Source organism: Exiguobacterium undae DSM 14481 (assembly GCF_000620805.1).
Classification (GTDB): Bacteria; Bacillota; Bacilli; order Exiguobacteriales; family Exiguobacteriaceae; genus Exiguobacterium_A; species Exiguobacterium_A undae.
This window is the reverse complement of the sequence record NZ_KK211187.1, coordinates 1,153,321-1,170,216: the sequence shown is the minus strand read 5'-3', so window position 1 is coordinate 1,170,216 and position 16,896 is coordinate 1,153,321. Positions and strand designations below refer to the sequence as shown.

Below are 16,896 nucleotides of genomic sequence, written 5' to 3'. Positions count from 1 at the left end.
AAAAACAGGCAATCCGCCATGCGTTTCGCCTGTTTAACGTATTATGAGTTCTTCCTTTTTGGCGTTGCGTGTCAGATGAATTCAATCAATAAATCTTGACCTGCAATCGCTTCGCCTTCTTTTACGTGGACGGCTTTGATTTCACCGTCTTCCGGCGCTTGAATCGTCGTCTCCATCTTCATCGCTTCCGTGACGAGTAACTGTTCGCCTTTACGGACGCGCGTTCCCGGTTCAACGAGGACTTTCAAGACGCTGCCCGGCATCGAAGCGCCAATCTGTTTCGGATTCGAACGATCCGCTTTCGGACGGCTGGATGAGCTTTCCTTGATGCTGATATCCTTCACTTCGACTTCACGTGGTACACCGTTCATCTCGTAATAGATGACACGGACACCATGATCGTTTGGCTGACCGACTTGAATCAGTTTGAGGTATAAGGTTTTCCCGCGCTCGATCTCGACTTCGATCGTCTCACCTAAACGCATGCCGTGGAAGAATGTACTCGTATCGAGAACCGAGATATCACCGTATCGCTCGACATATGAACTGTAATCAAGGAAGACTTTTGGATACAGGGCGTAAGCCAACGCATCAAACTCCGTCACCGGACGTTCCAGCTTTTCGAACAGTTCATGTTTGATGGCATCAAAGTTGAGCGGTTCCATCATTTTACCCGGACGTTCCGTCAACGGTTCGACGCCTTTTAAGATAGCCGCCTGAACTTGTTTCGGGAACCCGTCTGGTGGTGTACCGAGTTCTCCCTTCATCAATTCGACGACCGAATCCGGGAAGTCCAGATTGCTTGCGCGTTCGAGTACATCGTCTTCCGTCAAGTGATGTTGGACCATGAACAGCGCCATGTCTCCGACGACTTTAGAAGACGGGGTAACTTTCACGATATCACCAAACAACATGTTGACCCGGGCGTACATCGTCTTGACTTCCGACCAGCGATCCGCGAGTCCGACGGCTTTTGCCTGTTGTTGCAAGTTCGAATATTGTCCCCCCGGCATTTCATGATCATAGACCGTCGGGTTTGGCGCTAGCATATCAAGCTCAAATGCTTGATAGAGGTGTCTGACGTCCTGCCAGTAATCAGAGACCTGCTCAAATTTCTGTGCCGATACGAGTGGTTGGCGTTTGTGACCACTCAAGGCATGAATCAGACTTCCACCGGCCGGCTGACTCGTCAATCCTGCCATACTTGAAGCCGCCACATCGACGATATCGACACCGGCGTCAACCGCACGGGCGTACGTATAAATCCCGTTTCCGCTCGCATCATGCGTATGCAGATGGATCGGCAGATCGACTGCGTCTTTTAAGGCAGATACGAGGGCGTAAGCCGCTTCCGGTTTAAGCAATCCTGCCATATCCTTGATGGCAATGATATGTGCTCCGCTTGCTTCCAACTGTTTGGCCAGTTTCACGTAGTACGGCAAGTGATATTTCGGACGGTTCGCATCAAACAGATCACCTGTATAACACACGGCAGCTTCCGCGATTTTACCCGTTGGTAAGACCGCATCGATGGCGAGTTGAATCGATTCCGGATTATTTAAACTGTCAAAGATTCGGAAAACATCGACGCCTGCTTGTGCTGATTCTTTGACGAATGCATGAATGACATTGTCCGGATAGTTTTTATAGCCGACGCCATTTGCTCCCCGCAACAACATTTGAATCAAGACGTTAGGCATCTTCTCACGTAACTTCATCAAACGGACCCATGGATCTTCAGACAAGAAACGGTAGGCGACATCAAACGTTGCCCCGCCCCATGCTTCGACCGAGAACAGTTCCGGCAGCAGTTTGGCTTCCGCTTCCGCAATCGCAACCAAGTCCTTCGTCCGCATCCGGGTCGCCAGTAACGACTGGTGGGCATCACGGAATGTCGTATCCGTCAATTGAACGCGATCTTGTGCTTTTAGCCAGTTGATGACACCAAGCGGACCTTCTGCTTCCAGGATGGCTTTGGCTCCGGCTTGATAGTCTGCCGGCAACTCCTTCGGAATCCGTACATCCCGGGCAATCGGTTTGTCAATCTTCCCGATGCCTGGGAATCCGTTAACAGAAACTTCTCCGATGTACGTCAATAACTTCGTTCCACGGTCTTGACGTTTCGGGAAGATAAATAATTCCTTCGTATCGTCAATAAAGGACGTGTTGTAGTCCCCACTGATAAACGCATGGTGCTTCAAGACATTGCTCAAGAACGGAATGTTCGTTTTAATACCGCGGATTCGGAATTCACTTAAGTTCCGGCTCATCTTCGCGACGGCTTGATCGTATGTCAAACCGTGTGTCGAAATCTTAACGAGCAACGAATCATAATATGGTGAAATTTCTGCTCCAACATATGCGTTTCCACCGTCTAGACGGACGCCAAAACCACCCGGTGAACGGTACGCCTTGATTTTTCCTGTATCCGGCAAGAAGCCGTTTTCTGGATCTTCCGATGTAATCCGACTTTGGATGGCAAAACCAAGCATTTGAATGTCTTCTTGAGCAGGAATGCCTACCAATTCACTATGTAGCGACTCACCTTCAGCTACCCGAATCTGTGTCTGGACGATATCAATTCCTGTAATCATCTCTGTAATCGTGTGCTCTACTTGAACACGTGGGTTGACTTCAATAAAATAGAACGATTCGTCTTGTGTCACCAAAAATTCGACCGTTCCCGCATTCTCATAGCCGACATGTTTCATCAATGTCACGGCAGCATCACAAATCTTCTGTCGTCCTGCATCAGACAACGTGACACAAGGTGCCACCTCGACAACTTTTTGATGACGACGTTGGACGGAACAATCCCGCTCAAACAGATGGACGATGTTTCCGTGCGCATCCCCAATGATTTGAACTTCGATGTGTTTAGGACGTTCAATCAATTTCTCTACATAAATTTCATCGGAACCAAACGCTTTTAAGGCTTCTGACTTGGCCCGTTCAATCATTTCCGGCAGTTCTTCTTCTGTCCGGACAACACGCATTCCTCGGCCGCCACCACCAAGAGAGGCTTTGACCATTAACGGATAACCGGCTTTTTCAGCAAAGGCATAGGCTTCATCAATCGATGTGATCGGACCATCCGTTCCCGGTATGACGGGGAGACCCGCTTCGATGGCTGTCGTCCGGGCACGGACCTTATCCCCGAAACTGTATAGATGTTCTTCTCGCGGTCCGATGAAGATGATTCCTTCTTCCCGACAACGTGTTGCGAGTTCAATATTTTCTGATAAAAAACCATATCCGGGATGGATCGCGTCACATCCTGCTTCTTTCGCCGTGGCGATAATCCCTTCGATGTCGAGGTAGGCTTCGATCGGCTTTTTTCCTTCGCCGATCCGATACGCCTCGTCTGCTTTATATCGGTGAAGCGATCCCATATCTTCTCGTGAATAAATTGCGACTGTCCGAATCCCAAGTTCGGTTGCCGCACGAAATACTCGAATCGCGATTTCTCCGCGGTTCGCGACAAGAATTTTTTTGATTTTAGTCAACTGATGCTCCCCCTTTAGGTAATGAACTCGTAGCACTCATGTTGCGTGCTTCCTGTACTTCCTTATGATACGCTATCCGGTGCTTGTTTTGCATCGAAATATTTGCCACGACACCAAGCATCGTACTCATGACCAACAGTGACGAGCCGCCATAACTGATGAACGGCAGGGTCACTCCGGTACCCGGAAACAGACCGGACATGGCGCTGATGTTGATACACGTCTGAATGAAAATAATCGATGAAATTCCTAATGCGACCATACTGGAATAAATCGATGCCGACTGATAGGCGATTCGTGCGCCTTGGAACATTAAGAAGAACAATAATCCGAGAACAACGAACACGCCTACAAATCCAAGTTCTTCCGAAATGATCGACATGATATAGTCGGTTTCCGGCTCCGGCAGATATCCGTACTTCTGAAAACTGTTCCCTAATCCGACACCAAATATGCCGCCGTGGGCAATCGAGATGACAGAGTTGATCAGTTGATATCCCTTATCCTCCGGATCGAGAAATGGATTGAAGATGACACGAATCCGCTCCATCTGGTTCGCCGAAAAATTATTCAGTGCATACACGCCGATTAATGGTACAGCGATAGCAGCCAATGCGATATAGCCTCTCGGTAAACCGACGGCAAACCAGATCATCGCTGTGATCAGCAATAAGATAAACAATCCTCCGTCATCCGGTTGCATCCGAATGATGATCGCATACGGCGCCAATAAGACGAGCATCGGAATCAACAGCCAGTCCGCAAAACTGAGTAAAATTCGTCTCCAGGACGAAGACGGCGCCATTTGGCTGTGGATGAAATGGTGAACAATCCCGATGACACCGTTCATCTGTCCTTTATGTTTTTGATCAAAATAATTGGCGAGCCCAATGACCAAGACAAACTTACACAGCTCGATCGGTTGGATTAAAAAGATCCCGAAATTCAACCAAGCACGCGCCCCGTTCAACGGTTCAGAAAACAACGTCGCCATCAACATCCCCCATGTAACCACATACAGCATCAGACGGAAAATCGGTCCCCGAAACACTTCATGATTGACGTGGGCTGCAAATAAAAACAGGACGATGGCCATCGCATCAAACATCAATTGTTTTTCAAAAAATGAAGTGTTGGCATAGTCGCCACCGTTCCACACGCTGGCACTATAGACCATCACCGTACTGATGGCCATCAGAACCAACATCGTAAAGAACAGGCGGTAATCAAAAAACGCACGCTTTTCTTTAAACTTCGATTGCATTATGTACACGTCCTTTTTCTAGTTCTAAAAAAAAATACCCAAACGCCGCATTTCACGTTTGAGTAGAAAATCAGCACGTCTCCGCATCATGTAAATCAGATAATTGCTGTTCCAATGAGTCGAGTAGTTGTTTCCCTTCACTCGCATCAATCAGTTCGAGACGAACGGCAAAATCAATTTGACGCGACAATCCGAACATTTGTGTATCCAATACTTCCTCATAAAGAGGACATTGTGGCATCGTTAAATTCGCAAGCTGGACCTCGATCAACCGGCGGATTTTATGGGCATCCGCTTCTAGTAGCTCAAGAGCGCGCTGGCGATGAACTGTCCCGATTTCAGTTGACAATCCAATCCCTCCTCATCAAATGACGCGTTCCTGTTATAGATAAACTTTACCTTACTTTCGCCAACAATTCAACGTTTCGGTATAATGGATTTGCACGACTCATACATTTAGGGGGAATAATGATGATTTTTCCGATCACAGGCAAGGTACGTTATTCACTTACCATCGATCCAACCGTTTGGATCTTTGATGAGCGGAAGATTGAAGTCGATCAAATTGGGAAAGCGACCGACGATAACGCGCAAGAAGCGTATTACGCCAAGATGGGGGCTGCTTGGGATAAAGGGATCACCGAAGGCAGTCGGACCGATCACAATAAGCCGATGACTCGTGAAGAAAAAGATGCAGCCTTGCGGGGAACGTTTGCGATGCCGTTAGCCCCATTCATCCAAAATGCTGAAGTCTTGGACGAGGCAACGATGCTTCGGTTTGAAGGAACCGAGACAGTTGAACTGGCGTTACATTGTTTGCCGGAACTGTATCTTCAGTTCTCAAAAGACGGGAAAGTTTTGACAGATGGTCCTGTCCACCTTTTATACCAGGATCAAATCGTACGTTCCGTCGAACGCATTACGGTCTTGTAAAACGACAACCCGCTCTGCTCTCCTCAGAAACAGGGAGAGCCAGAGCGGGTTTTTTGTGATTATATTTTTTCCTTAGAGAAGATCTGCTGCAAGACGTGCCAAGTTCGACCGTTCTCCTTTGACCAACTTGACGTGCCCGGTCATTTTTTCACCTTTTAAACGCTCGACGGCGTAAGACAGTCCGTTGGAATATTCATCGAGATACGGATGGTCAATCTGTTGTGGATCACCCACAAGAACAATTTTAGAATTTTCGCCGACCCGTGTTAAAATCGTCTTTACTTCGTGTTTCGTTAAATTCTGCGCTTCATCGATGATGATGAATTGTCCCGGCATGCTTCGACCCCGGATATACGTCAACGCTTCCAGTTGGATCGACTTCATACCGGCCAGAATATTCCCTAACTCGTCGCCGGAACTTGTATTAAACAAATGCTCCAAATTGTCATAAATCGGTTGCATCCACGGACGTAATTTTTCTTCCATCTCCCCCGGCAAATACCCGATGTCATTCCCCATCGGAACAACCGGTCGAGCGACGACCAGCTTTTTGTAACGATGCTCATCTTCCACTTGTAATAAACCTGCTGCGAGCGCGAGCAACGTCTTCCCTGTCCCCGCCTTCCCGACGAGAGTCACGAGCGGCACATCGTCACGAAGCAGTAATTCGAACGCCATCCGTTGTTGAACGTTCCGGGGAATGACCCCCCAGACTTGATCGACATCGAGTGACAACGCTCGAATGATCGGCATTTCTTGATCGACGACAGCAATTGCCGAAGCTTTCGACATGTTGCTTTTTAAAATGACGAACTGATTGGGATGGACTTTTTCGGGCAACAGATCTACCGACAACCGTTTATCTTGATAAAACGCATCGATATACTCTTGATCCACGGTCAATTCCACAAATCCCGTATAGAGTCCCGTTAAATCTGCGATATGATCCGTCAGGTAATCTTCTGCCACTAAACCGTATGCATCCGCCTTTACACGGACTAAGATATCTTTTGAAACCAAAATGACATCGCGACCGCTTTGCTGTTCTTTTTGCTCCCGGTGAATCGACCAGGCCAACTCCAAAATCTTATTATCGTTCGATTCATGGGTGAACGGTGACGCATCACTGATCGTATCGCCGATGTCGACACGCAGAATTCCGCCGTTTCCTAAGGGAACCCCTGCATGCAAGTGTCCTGTTTCCCGCAGTTGGTCCAAAATCCGTGCCGTTTCGCGGGCGTTTCGTCCGACCTCATCCATGTTACGTTTTTTTCCGTCCAGTTCTTCTAGGACGATGGCCGGAATGACGACATCGTGTTCTTGAAATTGAAACAAGGATAACGGATCGTGTAGCATGACATTGGTATCGAGCACATATATTTTTTTCATTCCATCGGTCGCCCCTTTAGAGTCGAGTTTTGATGAATGTTAAGATTTTAAAATCGTATGAATCTGATGATCTAACCGCACCGCCGCCGCCTCATCGTACGTTTTATGCACACGCGGTCGTTCGGATACGGCAGCCCCATAAAACAAAATATCGCGTACTTCTTTTAGTTCTCCTTCATACAACGCTACCTTTAAAGGTAACGATTCGGTTGTTTCAAACGGCTTTACATCCGTACAGGTCAAACTGTACGTCGACTGATCCGCAAAGAAAATCAGTGTGAAGATTGGATGATCGGTTAATGTTTTCACAATCAGCGAGTCGGCTTCAATCGCAAAGCGAATCGTCGTCTCATCTTTCGCATGCACCCAACTGATGGCATGCGTGATCGGCCAGCTTGTTGATTGGTCATGCGTGATTAAGAAAACAAGTGGTAAATCCGTTAATGCTTCCATCTGCTTGTCACTCAGACGATGTTCCACTTTATTTGCCATGGTACCACCCCCTCTTCTGCTTATTGGATACATTCGATATCGGATCTTCGCATTCCTTTTTCGATTTGAACAATTCTTAAATATGATATACTAAGAAAAAAAGAGGAGGACCTCCCATGCGTGTAAAATGCACCATTTGTGATAAAAGAGAAACCATCGATGATTGGTCCTTCACAGCGAAACGGCTGCGGAACAAACCAGTCCGTGTCTACATATGTGACGAATGCCATGAACGGGTTACCCAGCGAACGTTGGCGCGTCAGGAAACGGGACAGTTCCACCTGTATCCGACGTGGGCGACAACTAAAAAAAGATGGTGAACTACTTTGACTATCAAAGTAGTTTTTTTATGGCATTAAACGGACGAGTACATCATCCTCGTCACCGGGGTTCCCTCTGCCGTCTGTATTGTTTGTAATATAATAAAGATCCTCCCCGTCGACCATCACGTCACGAATCCGACCTCGATCCGATACGACCTGTTCCACTTTTGACGTTGAAGTCTCGATTGATCGCAGACTTTGACCGACAAGTGTTCCAAAATATAATTTCCCGTCGAGTGCTGCGACACCGCTCGGTGCGACGGATTGTTCTCCGACTTCATACCAAGGTGTCACCAGTCCTTGCTGTTTTTCCGTTCCTTCGATCAACGGCCACCCGTAATTCTTCGATTCGATTCGATTGATTTCATCATGACCACTCTGTCCATGCTCCGTTGCATAAAGCGTTTGATCGACAAACACCAATCCTTGTGGATTTCGGTGACCATAACTGTAGACATATTCCCTTAAGTTCCCGTCAGCCGGACTCCCGTCTAACTTCATCCGCAAAATCTTACCTGCTAAGGAAGACAACTTTTGGGCATTTTCTGGTACCGCTGCGTCACCTGCCGTCACATATAGAAAGTCGTCCGGTCCGATTTCGATGCGTCCGCCGTTATGAATGGACGCACCCGGAATCTCGTCGAGTAAAACACGTGTTTCTTTCCACGTATCGTCTTGTTCAACGATTTCAATGACACGGTTGTATAACGTTCCATTTTTTTCGTACGTGTGATAGACGTAAGCTGTCTGATTATCCGAGAAGTCGGGATCAAGTGCCATCCCCAGCAGACCCCCCTCCCCTTCAGCCACGACATTCTCCGACAGATCAAGCTCCATCCGGACCTGTTCTTTGCTCGATCCTTTCAGAATCGTTCCTTCCCGTTCCGTGATATAAAACGTTTCCTCATTTTTTTCAATATTCCACGGCGTCCGTAACTCTTTTAATACAACATTACTTTCGACGGTTTTCGCTGTTTTCGGTACGGACGTTGATTGATCTGTTGATGAATCACGTTCTTCAGATTGTGAACAGCCTGCTAAGACAATTGCAAGGCTAACTGGAATACTCCATGTATGCTTCCACATGCTTTATCACCCCTTACCGTTTTTTTCCCCAAACTGTCCTGATTACTCCTCAATTCGAACATACCGCCATTTTCCCATCGTTTTACACAAAAAAACCCGTCTTCTGAGTAGAAGACGGGTCCAAGCGTATATCGACTTACGTAGCAGTCCGTTCCCGCTCACGTTTGACCATCCACATCCGGAACCGGTAGATTCCAAGAATGACGACCATCACGAGCAAGACTTCAGGAATCGGCCACGTCCAGAAGACGAGTGTTAACGCAGCTGAGAAAACAGCCAACATCAGATAGACAATCAGTGATTTCCACCAGGCCAACTCTTTTGCAAAACCTAATTTAAACACAATCAACGTCAAGATGACGACGGTAATCATCAGCGCGTTAAAACCAGCGCTTAGATTATTTGGATCACTTCCTACGCCGACTAACTTGGCGACGGCAGGAATATCATATTTCGAGAAATCAGAAGCAACGGCAGGTTGTGCAGTCATTGCCAGTCCCCCTTACGTGTTAAGAGCTTAGTCTTTACCAAGACGACGACGCTTGTCTTGTTTTTCACGTTCGTTTTTGTTCAATACTTGTTTACGAAGACGAACTGATTCTGGTGTGATTTCACAGTACTCATCTTCATTCAAGAATGTCAACGATTCTTCAAGCGAGAAGACACGTGGACGTTTAAGAACGTTTGTCGTATCCTTCGCAGATGCACGCATGTTCGTTAATTGTTTCGCTTTAACGACGTTAACAGCGAGATCGACGTCACGGTTACATTCCCCGATGATCATTCCTTCGTATACTTCAAGGCCTGGCTCGATGAAGATCGTTCCGCGGTCTTCGAGTGCAGAGATAGCGTAAGCAGTTGCTTTACCAGTTTCGATTGAAACCATAACACCACTGCGGCGTCCACCGATGTCTGCATTGATGAACGGACGGTATTCTTCGAATGTGTGGTTCATGATTCCGTATCCGCGTGTTGCAGATAAGAATTCATTCCGGTATCCGATCAATCCACGTGAAGGAACGATGAACTCCATTTTTGTTTGTCCGTTATCCATTGTTTGCATGTTCGTCAGTTCACCTTTACGGAGACCAATCGATTCCATGACGCCACCAGTGTATTCTTCCGGTGTATCAATGACAACGCGCTCAAACGGCTCAACTTTTACGCCGTCTTCAACCTTGATGATTACCTGCGGTTTAGATACTTGAATTTCGTATCCTTCACGACGCATGTTTTCGATCAAGATACCGAGGTGAAGCTCACCACGGCCAGATACGATCCAGCGGTCCGGCGAATCTGTGTTTTCGATGCGGAGTGAAACGTCTGTTTCAAGCTCTTTTTCAAGACGCTCTTCGATTTTACGCGAAGTGACGAGGTCACCTTCACGACCAGCGAATGGCGAGTTGTTGACGATGAACGTCATTTGAAGAGTCGGCTCATCGATACGAAGTAATGGGAGTGGATCGACGTGTGAAGTCGGGCAAACCGTTTCCCCAACGTTGATGTCTTCCATTCCTGCGATTGCGATCAAATCTCCAGCTTTCGCTGCTTCGATTTCGACGCGCTTCAGACCGAAGTAACCGAATAATTTCGTTACACGGAAGTTTTTGATTGATCCATCAAGTTTAGAAAGCGACACGCTGTCTCCAACTTTGATTTCTCCACGGAAGACGCGTCCTACTCCGATACGACCAAGGTAGTTATCGTAATCAAGCATCGTAACTTGGAATTGTAATGGATCCATGCTGTTATCAACAGGAGCCGGTGTGTGTTCAAGAATCAAGTCAAGAACGTTTGTAATTGTATCTTCTTGATTTTCAAGTTCAGGGTCAAATGAACTTGAGCCGTTGACTGCCGATGCATAAACGACTGGGAATTCGAGCTGATCTTCATCTGCTCCAAGGTCAATCAAGAGGTCGACGACTTCGTCAACAACTTCGAGCGGACGAACCATCGGCTTGTCAATTTTATTGACGACGACGATTGGCTGGAGACCTTGCTCAAGTGCTTTTTTCAATACGAAACGTGTTTGTGGCATACAGCCTTCACGTGCGTCAACAACGAGGATAACGCCGTCAACCATACGCATGATACGTTCAACCTCACCACCGAAATCGGCGTGACCTGGTGTATCAACGATGTTGATGCGTGTATTTTTGTAATCGATTGCTGTGTTTTTCGCAAGGATCGTGATTCCGCGCTCACGCTCGATATCATTTGAGTCCATTGCGCGTTCTTCAACTAGTTCATTCGCACGGAATGTTCCAGATTGTTTTAAAAGCTCATCGACGAGTGTCGTTTTACCATGGTCAACGTGGGCGATGATCGCGACGTTGCGTAAATCATTTCTTACTACTGTTGTCATAGGTGTGTACCTCTTTCTGTTCATTTAAATAATCCATAAATACTTTCGGTCAACTTTAAGAGTATAGCACAGGTTGACTGGTAGTTGGCAATCACTTCGATTGAAGATGATGGCGAAAGCCTTTTCATTGTCCCCGATTCACGCTAAACTAGAGACGAGTTCATGTATCGTGAGGGGGAAACTACAGATGCGAATTATTTTTCTATTATTAGCCATCTTGGCAGTTGGGTCGATGGCTTCGATCGGTATTTTTATCGCAGAGCAAAACATCGTGATGATGTTTGTCTCCATCTTACTGATGATTGTCTCGATGGCTGTCGGCTTTGTTCTTAAAGCCCGGCTGCGCAAGCGAGCTTAAACGCCCAGACAGGGCGTTTTATTTTTGCACATACGTCAATACGTCTGAAACAAACCGTTGACTCCCGGCAAGAACACTCGTCTGTTCCAAAAAGCTCATGTCCGCTCCTTCAATCGTGCCGACACGTCCACCCAACTCTTCAATCAACAGTTGCCCCGCCGCATAATCCCAAGGCATGTTGCGCATCGTGATGTAACCGTCTACGCGACCGGCGGCGACCCAAGCAAGTTCAAGGGATGCTGCTCCGACCGCACGTGTTCCGACCGCATCACGGACGAGTGGAGCGAGCAGGTTCGGATCAATCCGGCGATTCGCCGTCACCCACGTCGCATTCATGCAGATGATGGCTTCTTTGACCGGACGATCTTCGATTGGATCCAGACGAATCCCATTCTCATACGCCCCTTGTCCTTTGATGGCATGGAACATTTCATCTGCCATTACGTCATATACAAAACCGTAACGTAATTCGCCATCAATCATGATGGCAATAGACACCGCGAACAATCGTTTCTGACGAATGAAATTCATCGTCCCATCAATCGGGTCGACAAACCAGATGGTGCCGTCCAATGTATCCGGTCGCTCAATTCGTCCCTCTTCTCCATAAATCAGATGGTCCGGATATTTCTCCAAGATGCCCTTGATCAACAAGTCTTCTACATGTTGATCAATTTCGGTGACGAGATCACTTTTGTTCGTTTTTTCTTCTATATGATACGCCTGATCCATTTTTTGACGGATGTACTTTCCTGCCCGTTTCATCAGATCAATCGCATGCAACTCCAGCCCCTGCATCTGTCTCACCCCTTCAGTCTGTCGAACATCATACTACTTTATAATAGTAACAAAAAAAAACAACCAACGAAAAGATTCGCTGGTTGATTCTGGCATTATTTTATTTTGAGTTATTTTATTGTTAAATGGAACGCATGTCTTACGCTTCGAGGCGTACCATCTCTTGACGGTATTTTTCAAGGCGTTCCTTACTCGCACCTACCGCTTCCGTATCACTTGCTACGATCGCATCATGCAACGTTGCAAGTTCATAATCGATTTCGAGGCGCAATACAGGAATGCGTTTTTCTGCATCTTTTCTTTTGTATGCTTCTATCACTTGTTTCACAGTAACCACACTCCTTCGCGGGATAAACAAATTTACTTAGTTATCAGACAATTGCGACTAATTAGTGGATTGAATCCATAATAGTACGAATCAACTTAGATGTAAAGTATCTATTTTTAAAAATTACAGTTACACGATATCGTCTTGTATGTAGTATATAACCAGTTTTTGTTTTTTCTAAACAAACAAACGGCTTTCCCCCTTCTATATGAAGGAGTGAAAGCCGCTTACACTAGGACATGTTCGCATGTTAGACGCTTTTGTGGATAGACCTGTCTTATTTCTTCAATCGCAAGAGTGGTTGTTCTTGTTTTCTTGCTTGTTGGACGGCGCGGTAACTAGAACATCCGGTCTCTTCAAAATAAAATTGATCCAATTGTTTTTCTTCTGATTTTGAGTTGACGATTGCCTTAAACGCTTGGTAAGCATTTAAGAAGGCACTACGATCAACTCCTTTTTCATAGGCTTCTTCGACGACGTTAAAAAAATGGATGACGGTAACGATTTCGTCCGTAGACCAGTCCGGATTAATCGGATAATTGACTGCCATTGTGACACTTCCTTTCTTGACGCTTTCTATTTTACAACGAAATCGCGTATAAAACAGTTGCAACCTCATGAAAACTTGTTATAGTTAGCTTGTTTGATTGTTTTTTTATTCGGTTTTAAGGGGGGAAATCTGGTGCAAACAAAAAGCTTAACACAGCTCGATACACCTTTATTCGATGCGCTGCTGGCGCATGCGAAACGTCAACCAATTCAATTTCATATTCCCGGTCATAAAAATGGCCAAGGGATGGATCCTGCTTTTCGATCATTTATCGGTCAAAATGCGCTCGATATTGATTTAATCAATATCGCTCCGCTTGATGATCTTCATCATCCAAAAGGCATTATCAAAGATGCCCACCGACTTGCGGCGCAAGCCTTCCATGCTGACGAAACATTTTTCTCGGTTCAGGGAACTTCAACCGCCATCATGGCAATGATCATGAGTGTCGTCGGTCCGGACGATAAAATTCTTGTTCCGCGAAATGTCCATAAATCGGTGATGTCGGCTATCGTTCTTTCTGGAGCGCATCCGATTTTCATTCATCCTGAATTTGATGAAATGTTCGGCATCGCACACGGGATTACGCCAAGTGCCGTCGAACGTGCACTCAGCCTGCACCCGGATACAAAAGCCGTCCTCGTGATCAATCCGACGTATTTCGGCGTTGCTGGCGACCTGGAGAGCATCGTTACGCTGGCACATAGTAAAGGGATTCCCGTCCTTGTCGATGAAGCACACGGCGTCCATATCGCGTTTCACGATGATATGCCATTATCCGCAATGCAGGCAGGCGCTGACCTTGCTGCGACGAGCGTGCATAAACTTGGTGGCTCTTTGACAGGGAGTTCTGTCTTAAACGTCCGTCGTGGTCTTGTGTCACCTGATAAGGTACAAGCCGTCCTCTCGATGCTGACGACGACTTCAACCTCTTATTTGTTGCTTGCGTCACTCGACTGTGCCCGTCGTCACCTTGCCATCAATGGTGAGGCGATGAACCGTCGCGCACTCGAACTCGCGACGCGGATGCGGATGGGGCTCGCCAAGCTTCCTTATCTCGCTGTCTTCGGAGAAGCCGATCTGCACTCGAGTGCAACCTTTGCCTTCGATCCGACAAAAGTTTTGATTTCTGTCAAAGGACTCGGGATTTCCGGTCATCTCGTCGAAGAATTTTTACGCGAAGAACATCGGATTGAAGTCGAGCTTTCTGACTTAAACAACATTTTGTTGATCATCACGTCCGGTGATTCAGAAGAGACGATTGACGCCTTGCTCAAAGGAATGGCTGAACTGGTTGAACGACACCGGGATACGGGTTCAAAAACCGCTTCCCACTCGATCGTCTTACCCGATATCCCTGCGCTTGCACTCAGTCCGCGGGACGCCTTCTACGAAGAGACGGAGACTATTCCGCTCGCAGATGCGGTCGGCCGTATTTCGGCAGAATTCATGATGGTCTATCCGCCTGGTATCCCGATCTTCATTCCGGGGGAAATGATTACGACCGACAACTTGGCGTACATCAAAGAAAACATCGAAGCCGGTCTGCCGGTTCAAGGTCTCGAAGATCACACACTCGAAACCATCAAAGTCATTCAACAATCCAATGCCATCCGGTAACGGGTTTTATTCCAAAAATCCTGCAGGTGCGTAAAGCACCTGCAGGATTTTTTTAGTCCGCCTGTTCATAACGGGGGACGTAAGGTAACAGGGTTCCTAAAAAGTCTCCGACCGCCCCAGCATCAATCGGATCCACATCAAGTATCCGGTGCAGGACATCTGCGTCGAGGACATCTTCATGATCCAACAAAGCCGCGCGTCCGCTGCTGAGGCTGACGACCAACATCTTCCCGAAAAATTGACCTGTAAAGATCACACCAAAATCATACCGGGCATGATCAGTTGTGACACCAATGAATCGGACCTTATCCACTTCTGAGACATGATACAGTTCTTCGATCGGAGACAATTGAGGTTCCACTGCAACTCACCCTCTCTTTTTTTATTCTTTTCCTATTTTTAAGCAGAGTTAAACGAACAAAAAAAAGACCTTGAAACGGTCGGCTCCCCGTTTCAAGGTCTTCATTACTTATTTGATGATGTGGATCGGGCTTCCGATTGCTACTTCAGCTGTTTCCATTGCGATTTCACCAAGTGAAGGGTGTGCATGGATTGTGAGTGCGATATCTTCAGCAGTCATGCCAGACTCGATTGCGAGTCCCATCTCTGCGATCATGTCAGATGCGCCTGTACCAGCGATTTGAGCACCGATCAAGAGACCGTCTGATTTACGTGTGATCATTTTCAAGAAGCCGTCCGGCTCGTTGAGTGCAAGAGCACGTCCGTTTGCAGCGTAAGGGAATTTAGAAGCGAGGTAATCAAGACCTTCTTCTTTTGCTTGCGCTTCTGTATAACCGACTGTTGCGAGTTCTGGGTCTGTGAAGACAACCGCAGGAATCGCACTGTAGTCGAGGTATGCCGGGTGTCCAGCAGCCGCTTCAGCAGCAATTTTCGCTTCGAATGAAGCTTTGTGTGCAAGTGGTGGTCCAGGAACGATGTCACCGATTGCGTAGATGTTTTCGTTCGACGTACGGCATTGATCGTCGATTTCAACAAGTCCGCGTTCGCTGACTTTGACTTCTGCCATTTCAAGACCGAGATCAGATGTGTTCGGGCGACGACCAACTGTGACGAGGACATAGTCCGCTTCGACAGTTTGTGTTTCACCTTTGACTTCAAACGTAACTTTCACGCCTTCTTCTGTCTCTTCAACACTTTGTGCAAGTGCTTCGTTGTGAATCGTGATGTTTCCTTTTTGTTTGAGCTTTTTCTTGACGACTTGCGTCATTGCCGGCTCGAACCCAGAAAGGATATCTTTTGTTCCTTCTAAGATGACAACTTCAGTATCAAAGTTTGCATACGCTGTTCCAAGCTCCATTCCGATGTATCCTCCACCGATGACGATGAGTTTTTTCGGAAGTTCAGGAAGGTTCAAAGCGCCTGTTGAAGAAAGGACACGTTTTGACCATTTGAATGCTGGAAGTTCGATTGGAGTCGAACCTGTTGCGATGATACATTTTTTGAATTTGTAAGGTGTAGAAGAATCTTCGTTGATGATACGAACTGTATCTTCAGATTGGAAGTACGCTTCCCCAACAACTGTCTCGACGTTGTTACCTTTAAGAAGGCCACCAACACCGCCAGTCAATTTGTTGACGACAGACTGTTTCCAAGATTGAACTTTTGAGAAATCGACTGCAACGTTTTCAGACGTGATTCCCATTGAGTCAGAACCTTTTGCATGTTGGAAGTTATGTCCAGCTGTGATCAAGGCTTTTGACGGGATACATCCGACGTTCAAACAAACACCACCGACGTTTTCACGTTCGACGATTGTTACTTTAAGTCCGAGTTGCGCACCGCGGATTGCAGCGACGTAACCACCAGGGCCAGCCCCGATTACGAGTAAATCTGTTTCTTGTGCGAATTCACCTACTACCATTG

General features: G+C 46.9%; 17 protein-coding genes. 4 read left to right on the top strand and 13 right to left on the bottom strand.

Annotated features, from left to right (window positions below; genetic code table 11):
- Positions 1-71: 71 nt before the first annotated feature.
- The 3 genes from P397_RS0106540 to P397_RS0106530 form a co-directional block, all read right to left on the bottom strand.
- Positions 72-3,506, bottom strand: coding sequence for a pyruvate carboxylase (locus tag P397_RS0106540; RefSeq protein ID WP_028105972.1), 3,435 nt, complete (start codon positions 3,504-3,506; stop codon positions 72-74).
- On the bottom strand, positions 3,499-4,770 hold the full coding sequence (locus P397_RS0106535; RefSeq protein ID WP_026832527.1) for an FtsW/RodA/SpoVE family cell cycle protein: 1,272 nt from the start codon (positions 4,768-4,770) through the stop codon (positions 3,499-3,501). Before P397_RS0106535 ends, P397_RS0106540 begins: the two co-directional genes overlap by 8 nt.
- A gap of 70 nt (positions 4,771-4,840) precedes the next feature.
- Positions 4,841-5,119: a YlaN family protein gene (locus P397_RS0106530; protein ID WP_014970798.1), complete on the bottom strand. Its 279-nt coding sequence runs from the start codon at positions 5,117-5,119 to the stop codon at positions 4,841-4,843.
- Between the two features lie 122 nt (positions 5,120-5,241).
- Here P397_RS0106530 and P397_RS0106525 point away from each other — a divergent pair, with 122 nt between their 5' ends.
- Positions 5,242-5,703 (top strand): hypothetical protein, encoded by a 462-nt coding sequence (locus tag P397_RS0106525; RefSeq protein WP_028105971.1) that lies wholly within the window; start codon positions 5,242-5,244, stop codon positions 5,701-5,703.
- A gap of 72 nt (positions 5,704-5,775) precedes the next feature.
- Here the strand turns inward: P397_RS0106525 and P397_RS0106520 are convergent, their stop codons facing one another.
- Together P397_RS0106520 and P397_RS0106515 are read right to left on the bottom strand one after the other, a co-directional pair.
- The gene (locus P397_RS0106520) at positions 5,776-7,092 is read right to left on the bottom strand and encodes a PhoH family protein (RefSeq protein ID WP_026832524.1); all 1,317 of its coding nucleotides are present in this window, start codon (positions 7,090-7,092) and stop codon (positions 5,776-5,778) included.
- A gap of 39 nt (positions 7,093-7,131) precedes the next feature.
- On the bottom strand, positions 7,132-7,584 hold the full coding sequence (locus P397_RS0106515; protein ID WP_028105970.1) for a PNPOx family protein: 453 nt from the start codon (positions 7,582-7,584) through the stop codon (positions 7,132-7,134).
- Positions 7,585-7,700: 116 nt separating this feature from the next.
- Here P397_RS0106515 and P397_RS0106510 point away from each other — a divergent pair, with 116 nt between their 5' ends.
- On the top strand, positions 7,701-7,904 hold the full coding sequence (locus P397_RS0106510) for a YlaI family protein (protein ID WP_026832522.1): 204 nt from the start codon (positions 7,701-7,703) through the stop codon (positions 7,902-7,904).
- 27 nt (positions 7,905-7,931) lie between these two features.
- On the opposite strand, the gene P397_RS0106505 is transcribed toward P397_RS0106510, so the two are convergent.
- The 3 genes from P397_RS0106505 to typA all read right to left on the bottom strand — a co-directional run bounded on the left by P397_RS0106505 (position 7,932) and on the right by typA (position 11,358).
- Positions 7,932-8,993, bottom strand: a complete 1,062-nt coding sequence (locus P397_RS0106505) for a PQQ-dependent sugar dehydrogenase (protein ID WP_028105969.1) — start codon at positions 8,991-8,993, stop codon at positions 7,932-7,934.
- Between the two features lie 136 nt (positions 8,994-9,129).
- Positions 9,130-9,483, bottom strand: a complete 354-nt coding sequence (locus P397_RS0106500) for a YlaH-like family protein (protein WP_026832520.1) — start codon at positions 9,481-9,483, stop codon at positions 9,130-9,132.
- Between the two features lie 27 nt (positions 9,484-9,510).
- Positions 9,511-11,358: a translational GTPase TypA gene (gene typA / locus P397_RS0106495; RefSeq protein ID WP_026832519.1), complete on the bottom strand. Its 1,848-nt coding sequence runs from the start codon at positions 11,356-11,358 to the stop codon at positions 9,511-9,513.
- A 187-nt stretch (positions 11,359-11,545) separates the two neighbouring features.
- Between typA and P397_RS17920 the strand changes: the two genes are divergently transcribed.
- A complete protein-coding gene (locus P397_RS17920; RefSeq protein ID WP_160168498.1) occupies positions 11,546-11,716 on the top strand; it encodes a DUF5325 family protein in 171 nt (56 codons plus the stop codon).
- Positions 11,717-11,734: 18 nt separating this feature from the next.
- On the opposite strand, the gene P397_RS0106485 is transcribed toward P397_RS17920, so the two are convergent.
- The 3 genes from P397_RS0106485 to P397_RS0106475 form a co-directional block, all read right to left on the bottom strand.
- On the bottom strand, positions 11,735-12,514 hold the full coding sequence (locus P397_RS0106485; RefSeq protein WP_028105968.1) for an inositol monophosphatase family protein: 780 nt from the start codon (positions 12,512-12,514) through the stop codon (positions 11,735-11,737).
- A gap of 139 nt (positions 12,515-12,653) precedes the next feature.
- A complete protein-coding gene (locus P397_RS0106480; RefSeq protein WP_026832517.1) occupies positions 12,654-12,842 on the bottom strand; it encodes a hypothetical protein in 189 nt (62 codons plus the stop codon).
- Between the two features lie 277 nt (positions 12,843-13,119).
- Positions 13,120-13,392: a UPF0223 family protein gene (locus tag P397_RS0106475; RefSeq protein WP_028105967.1), complete on the bottom strand. Its 273-nt coding sequence runs from the start codon at positions 13,390-13,392 to the stop codon at positions 13,120-13,122.
- A 132-nt stretch (positions 13,393-13,524) separates the two neighbouring features.
- Here P397_RS0106475 and P397_RS0106470 point away from each other — a divergent pair, with 132 nt between their 5' ends.
- Complete coding sequence (locus P397_RS0106470) at positions 13,525-15,012, top strand: aminotransferase class I/II-fold pyridoxal phosphate-dependent enzyme (protein WP_028105966.1); 1,488 nt, start codon at positions 13,525-13,527, stop codon at positions 15,010-15,012.
- 52 nt (positions 15,013-15,064) lie between these two features.
- Here P397_RS0106470 and P397_RS0106465 read toward each other — a convergent pair whose 3' ends face one another.
- Together P397_RS0106465 and lpdA are read right to left on the bottom strand one after the other, a co-directional pair.
- On the bottom strand, positions 15,065-15,373 hold the full coding sequence (locus tag P397_RS0106465; protein ID WP_028105965.1) for an SAV0927 family protein: 309 nt from the start codon (positions 15,371-15,373) through the stop codon (positions 15,065-15,067).
- 108 nt (positions 15,374-15,481) lie between these two features.
- The gene (gene lpdA, locus P397_RS0106460) at positions 15,482-16,894 is read right to left on the bottom strand and encodes a dihydrolipoyl dehydrogenase (protein ID WP_026832513.1); all 1,413 of its coding nucleotides are present in this window, start codon (positions 16,892-16,894) and stop codon (positions 15,482-15,484) included.
- Between the last annotated feature and the right edge of the window lie 2 nt (positions 16,895-16,896).

Coding starts and splice junctions, on each gene's coding strand:
- P397_RS0106500 (WP_026832520.1), bottom strand. CDS start 9,483: ATGACTGCACAACCTGCCGTTGCTTCTGATTTCTCGAAATATGATATT.
- P397_RS0106510 (WP_026832522.1), top strand. CDS start 7,701: ATGCGTGTAAAATGCACCATTTGTGATAAAAGAGAAACCATCGATGAT.
- P397_RS0106475 (WP_028105967.1), bottom strand. CDS start 13,392: ATGGCAGTCAATTATCCGATTAATCCGGACTGGTCTACGGACGAAATC.
- typA (WP_026832519.1), bottom strand. CDS start 11,358: ATGACAACAGTAGTAAGAAATGATTTACGCAACGTCGCGATCATCGCC.
- P397_RS0106515 (WP_028105970.1), bottom strand. CDS start 7,584: ATGGCAAATAAAGTGGAACATCGTCTGAGTGACAAGCAGATGGAAGCA.
- P397_RS0106505 (WP_028105969.1), bottom strand. CDS start 8,993: ATGTGGAAGCATACATGGAGTATTCCAGTTAGCCTTGCAATTGTCTTA.
- P397_RS17920 (WP_160168498.1), top strand. CDS start 11,546: ATGCGAATTATTTTTCTATTATTAGCCATCTTGGCAGTTGGGTCGATG.
- P397_RS0106520 (WP_026832524.1), bottom strand. CDS start 7,092: ATGAAAAAAATATATGTGCTCGATACCAATGTCATGCTACACGATCCG.
- P397_RS0106525 (WP_028105971.1), top strand. CDS start 5,242: ATGATTTTTCCGATCACAGGCAAGGTACGTTATTCACTTACCATCGAT.
- P397_RS0106535 (WP_026832527.1), bottom strand. CDS start 4,770: ATGCAATCGAAGTTTAAAGAAAAGCGTGCGTTTTTTGATTACCGCCTG.
- lpdA (WP_026832513.1), bottom strand. CDS start 16,894: ATGGTAGTAGGTGAATTCGCACAAGAAACAGATTTACTCGTAATCGGG.
- P397_RS0106485 (WP_028105968.1), bottom strand. CDS start 12,514: ATGCAGGGGCTGGAGTTGCATGCGATTGATCTGATGAAACGGGCAGGA.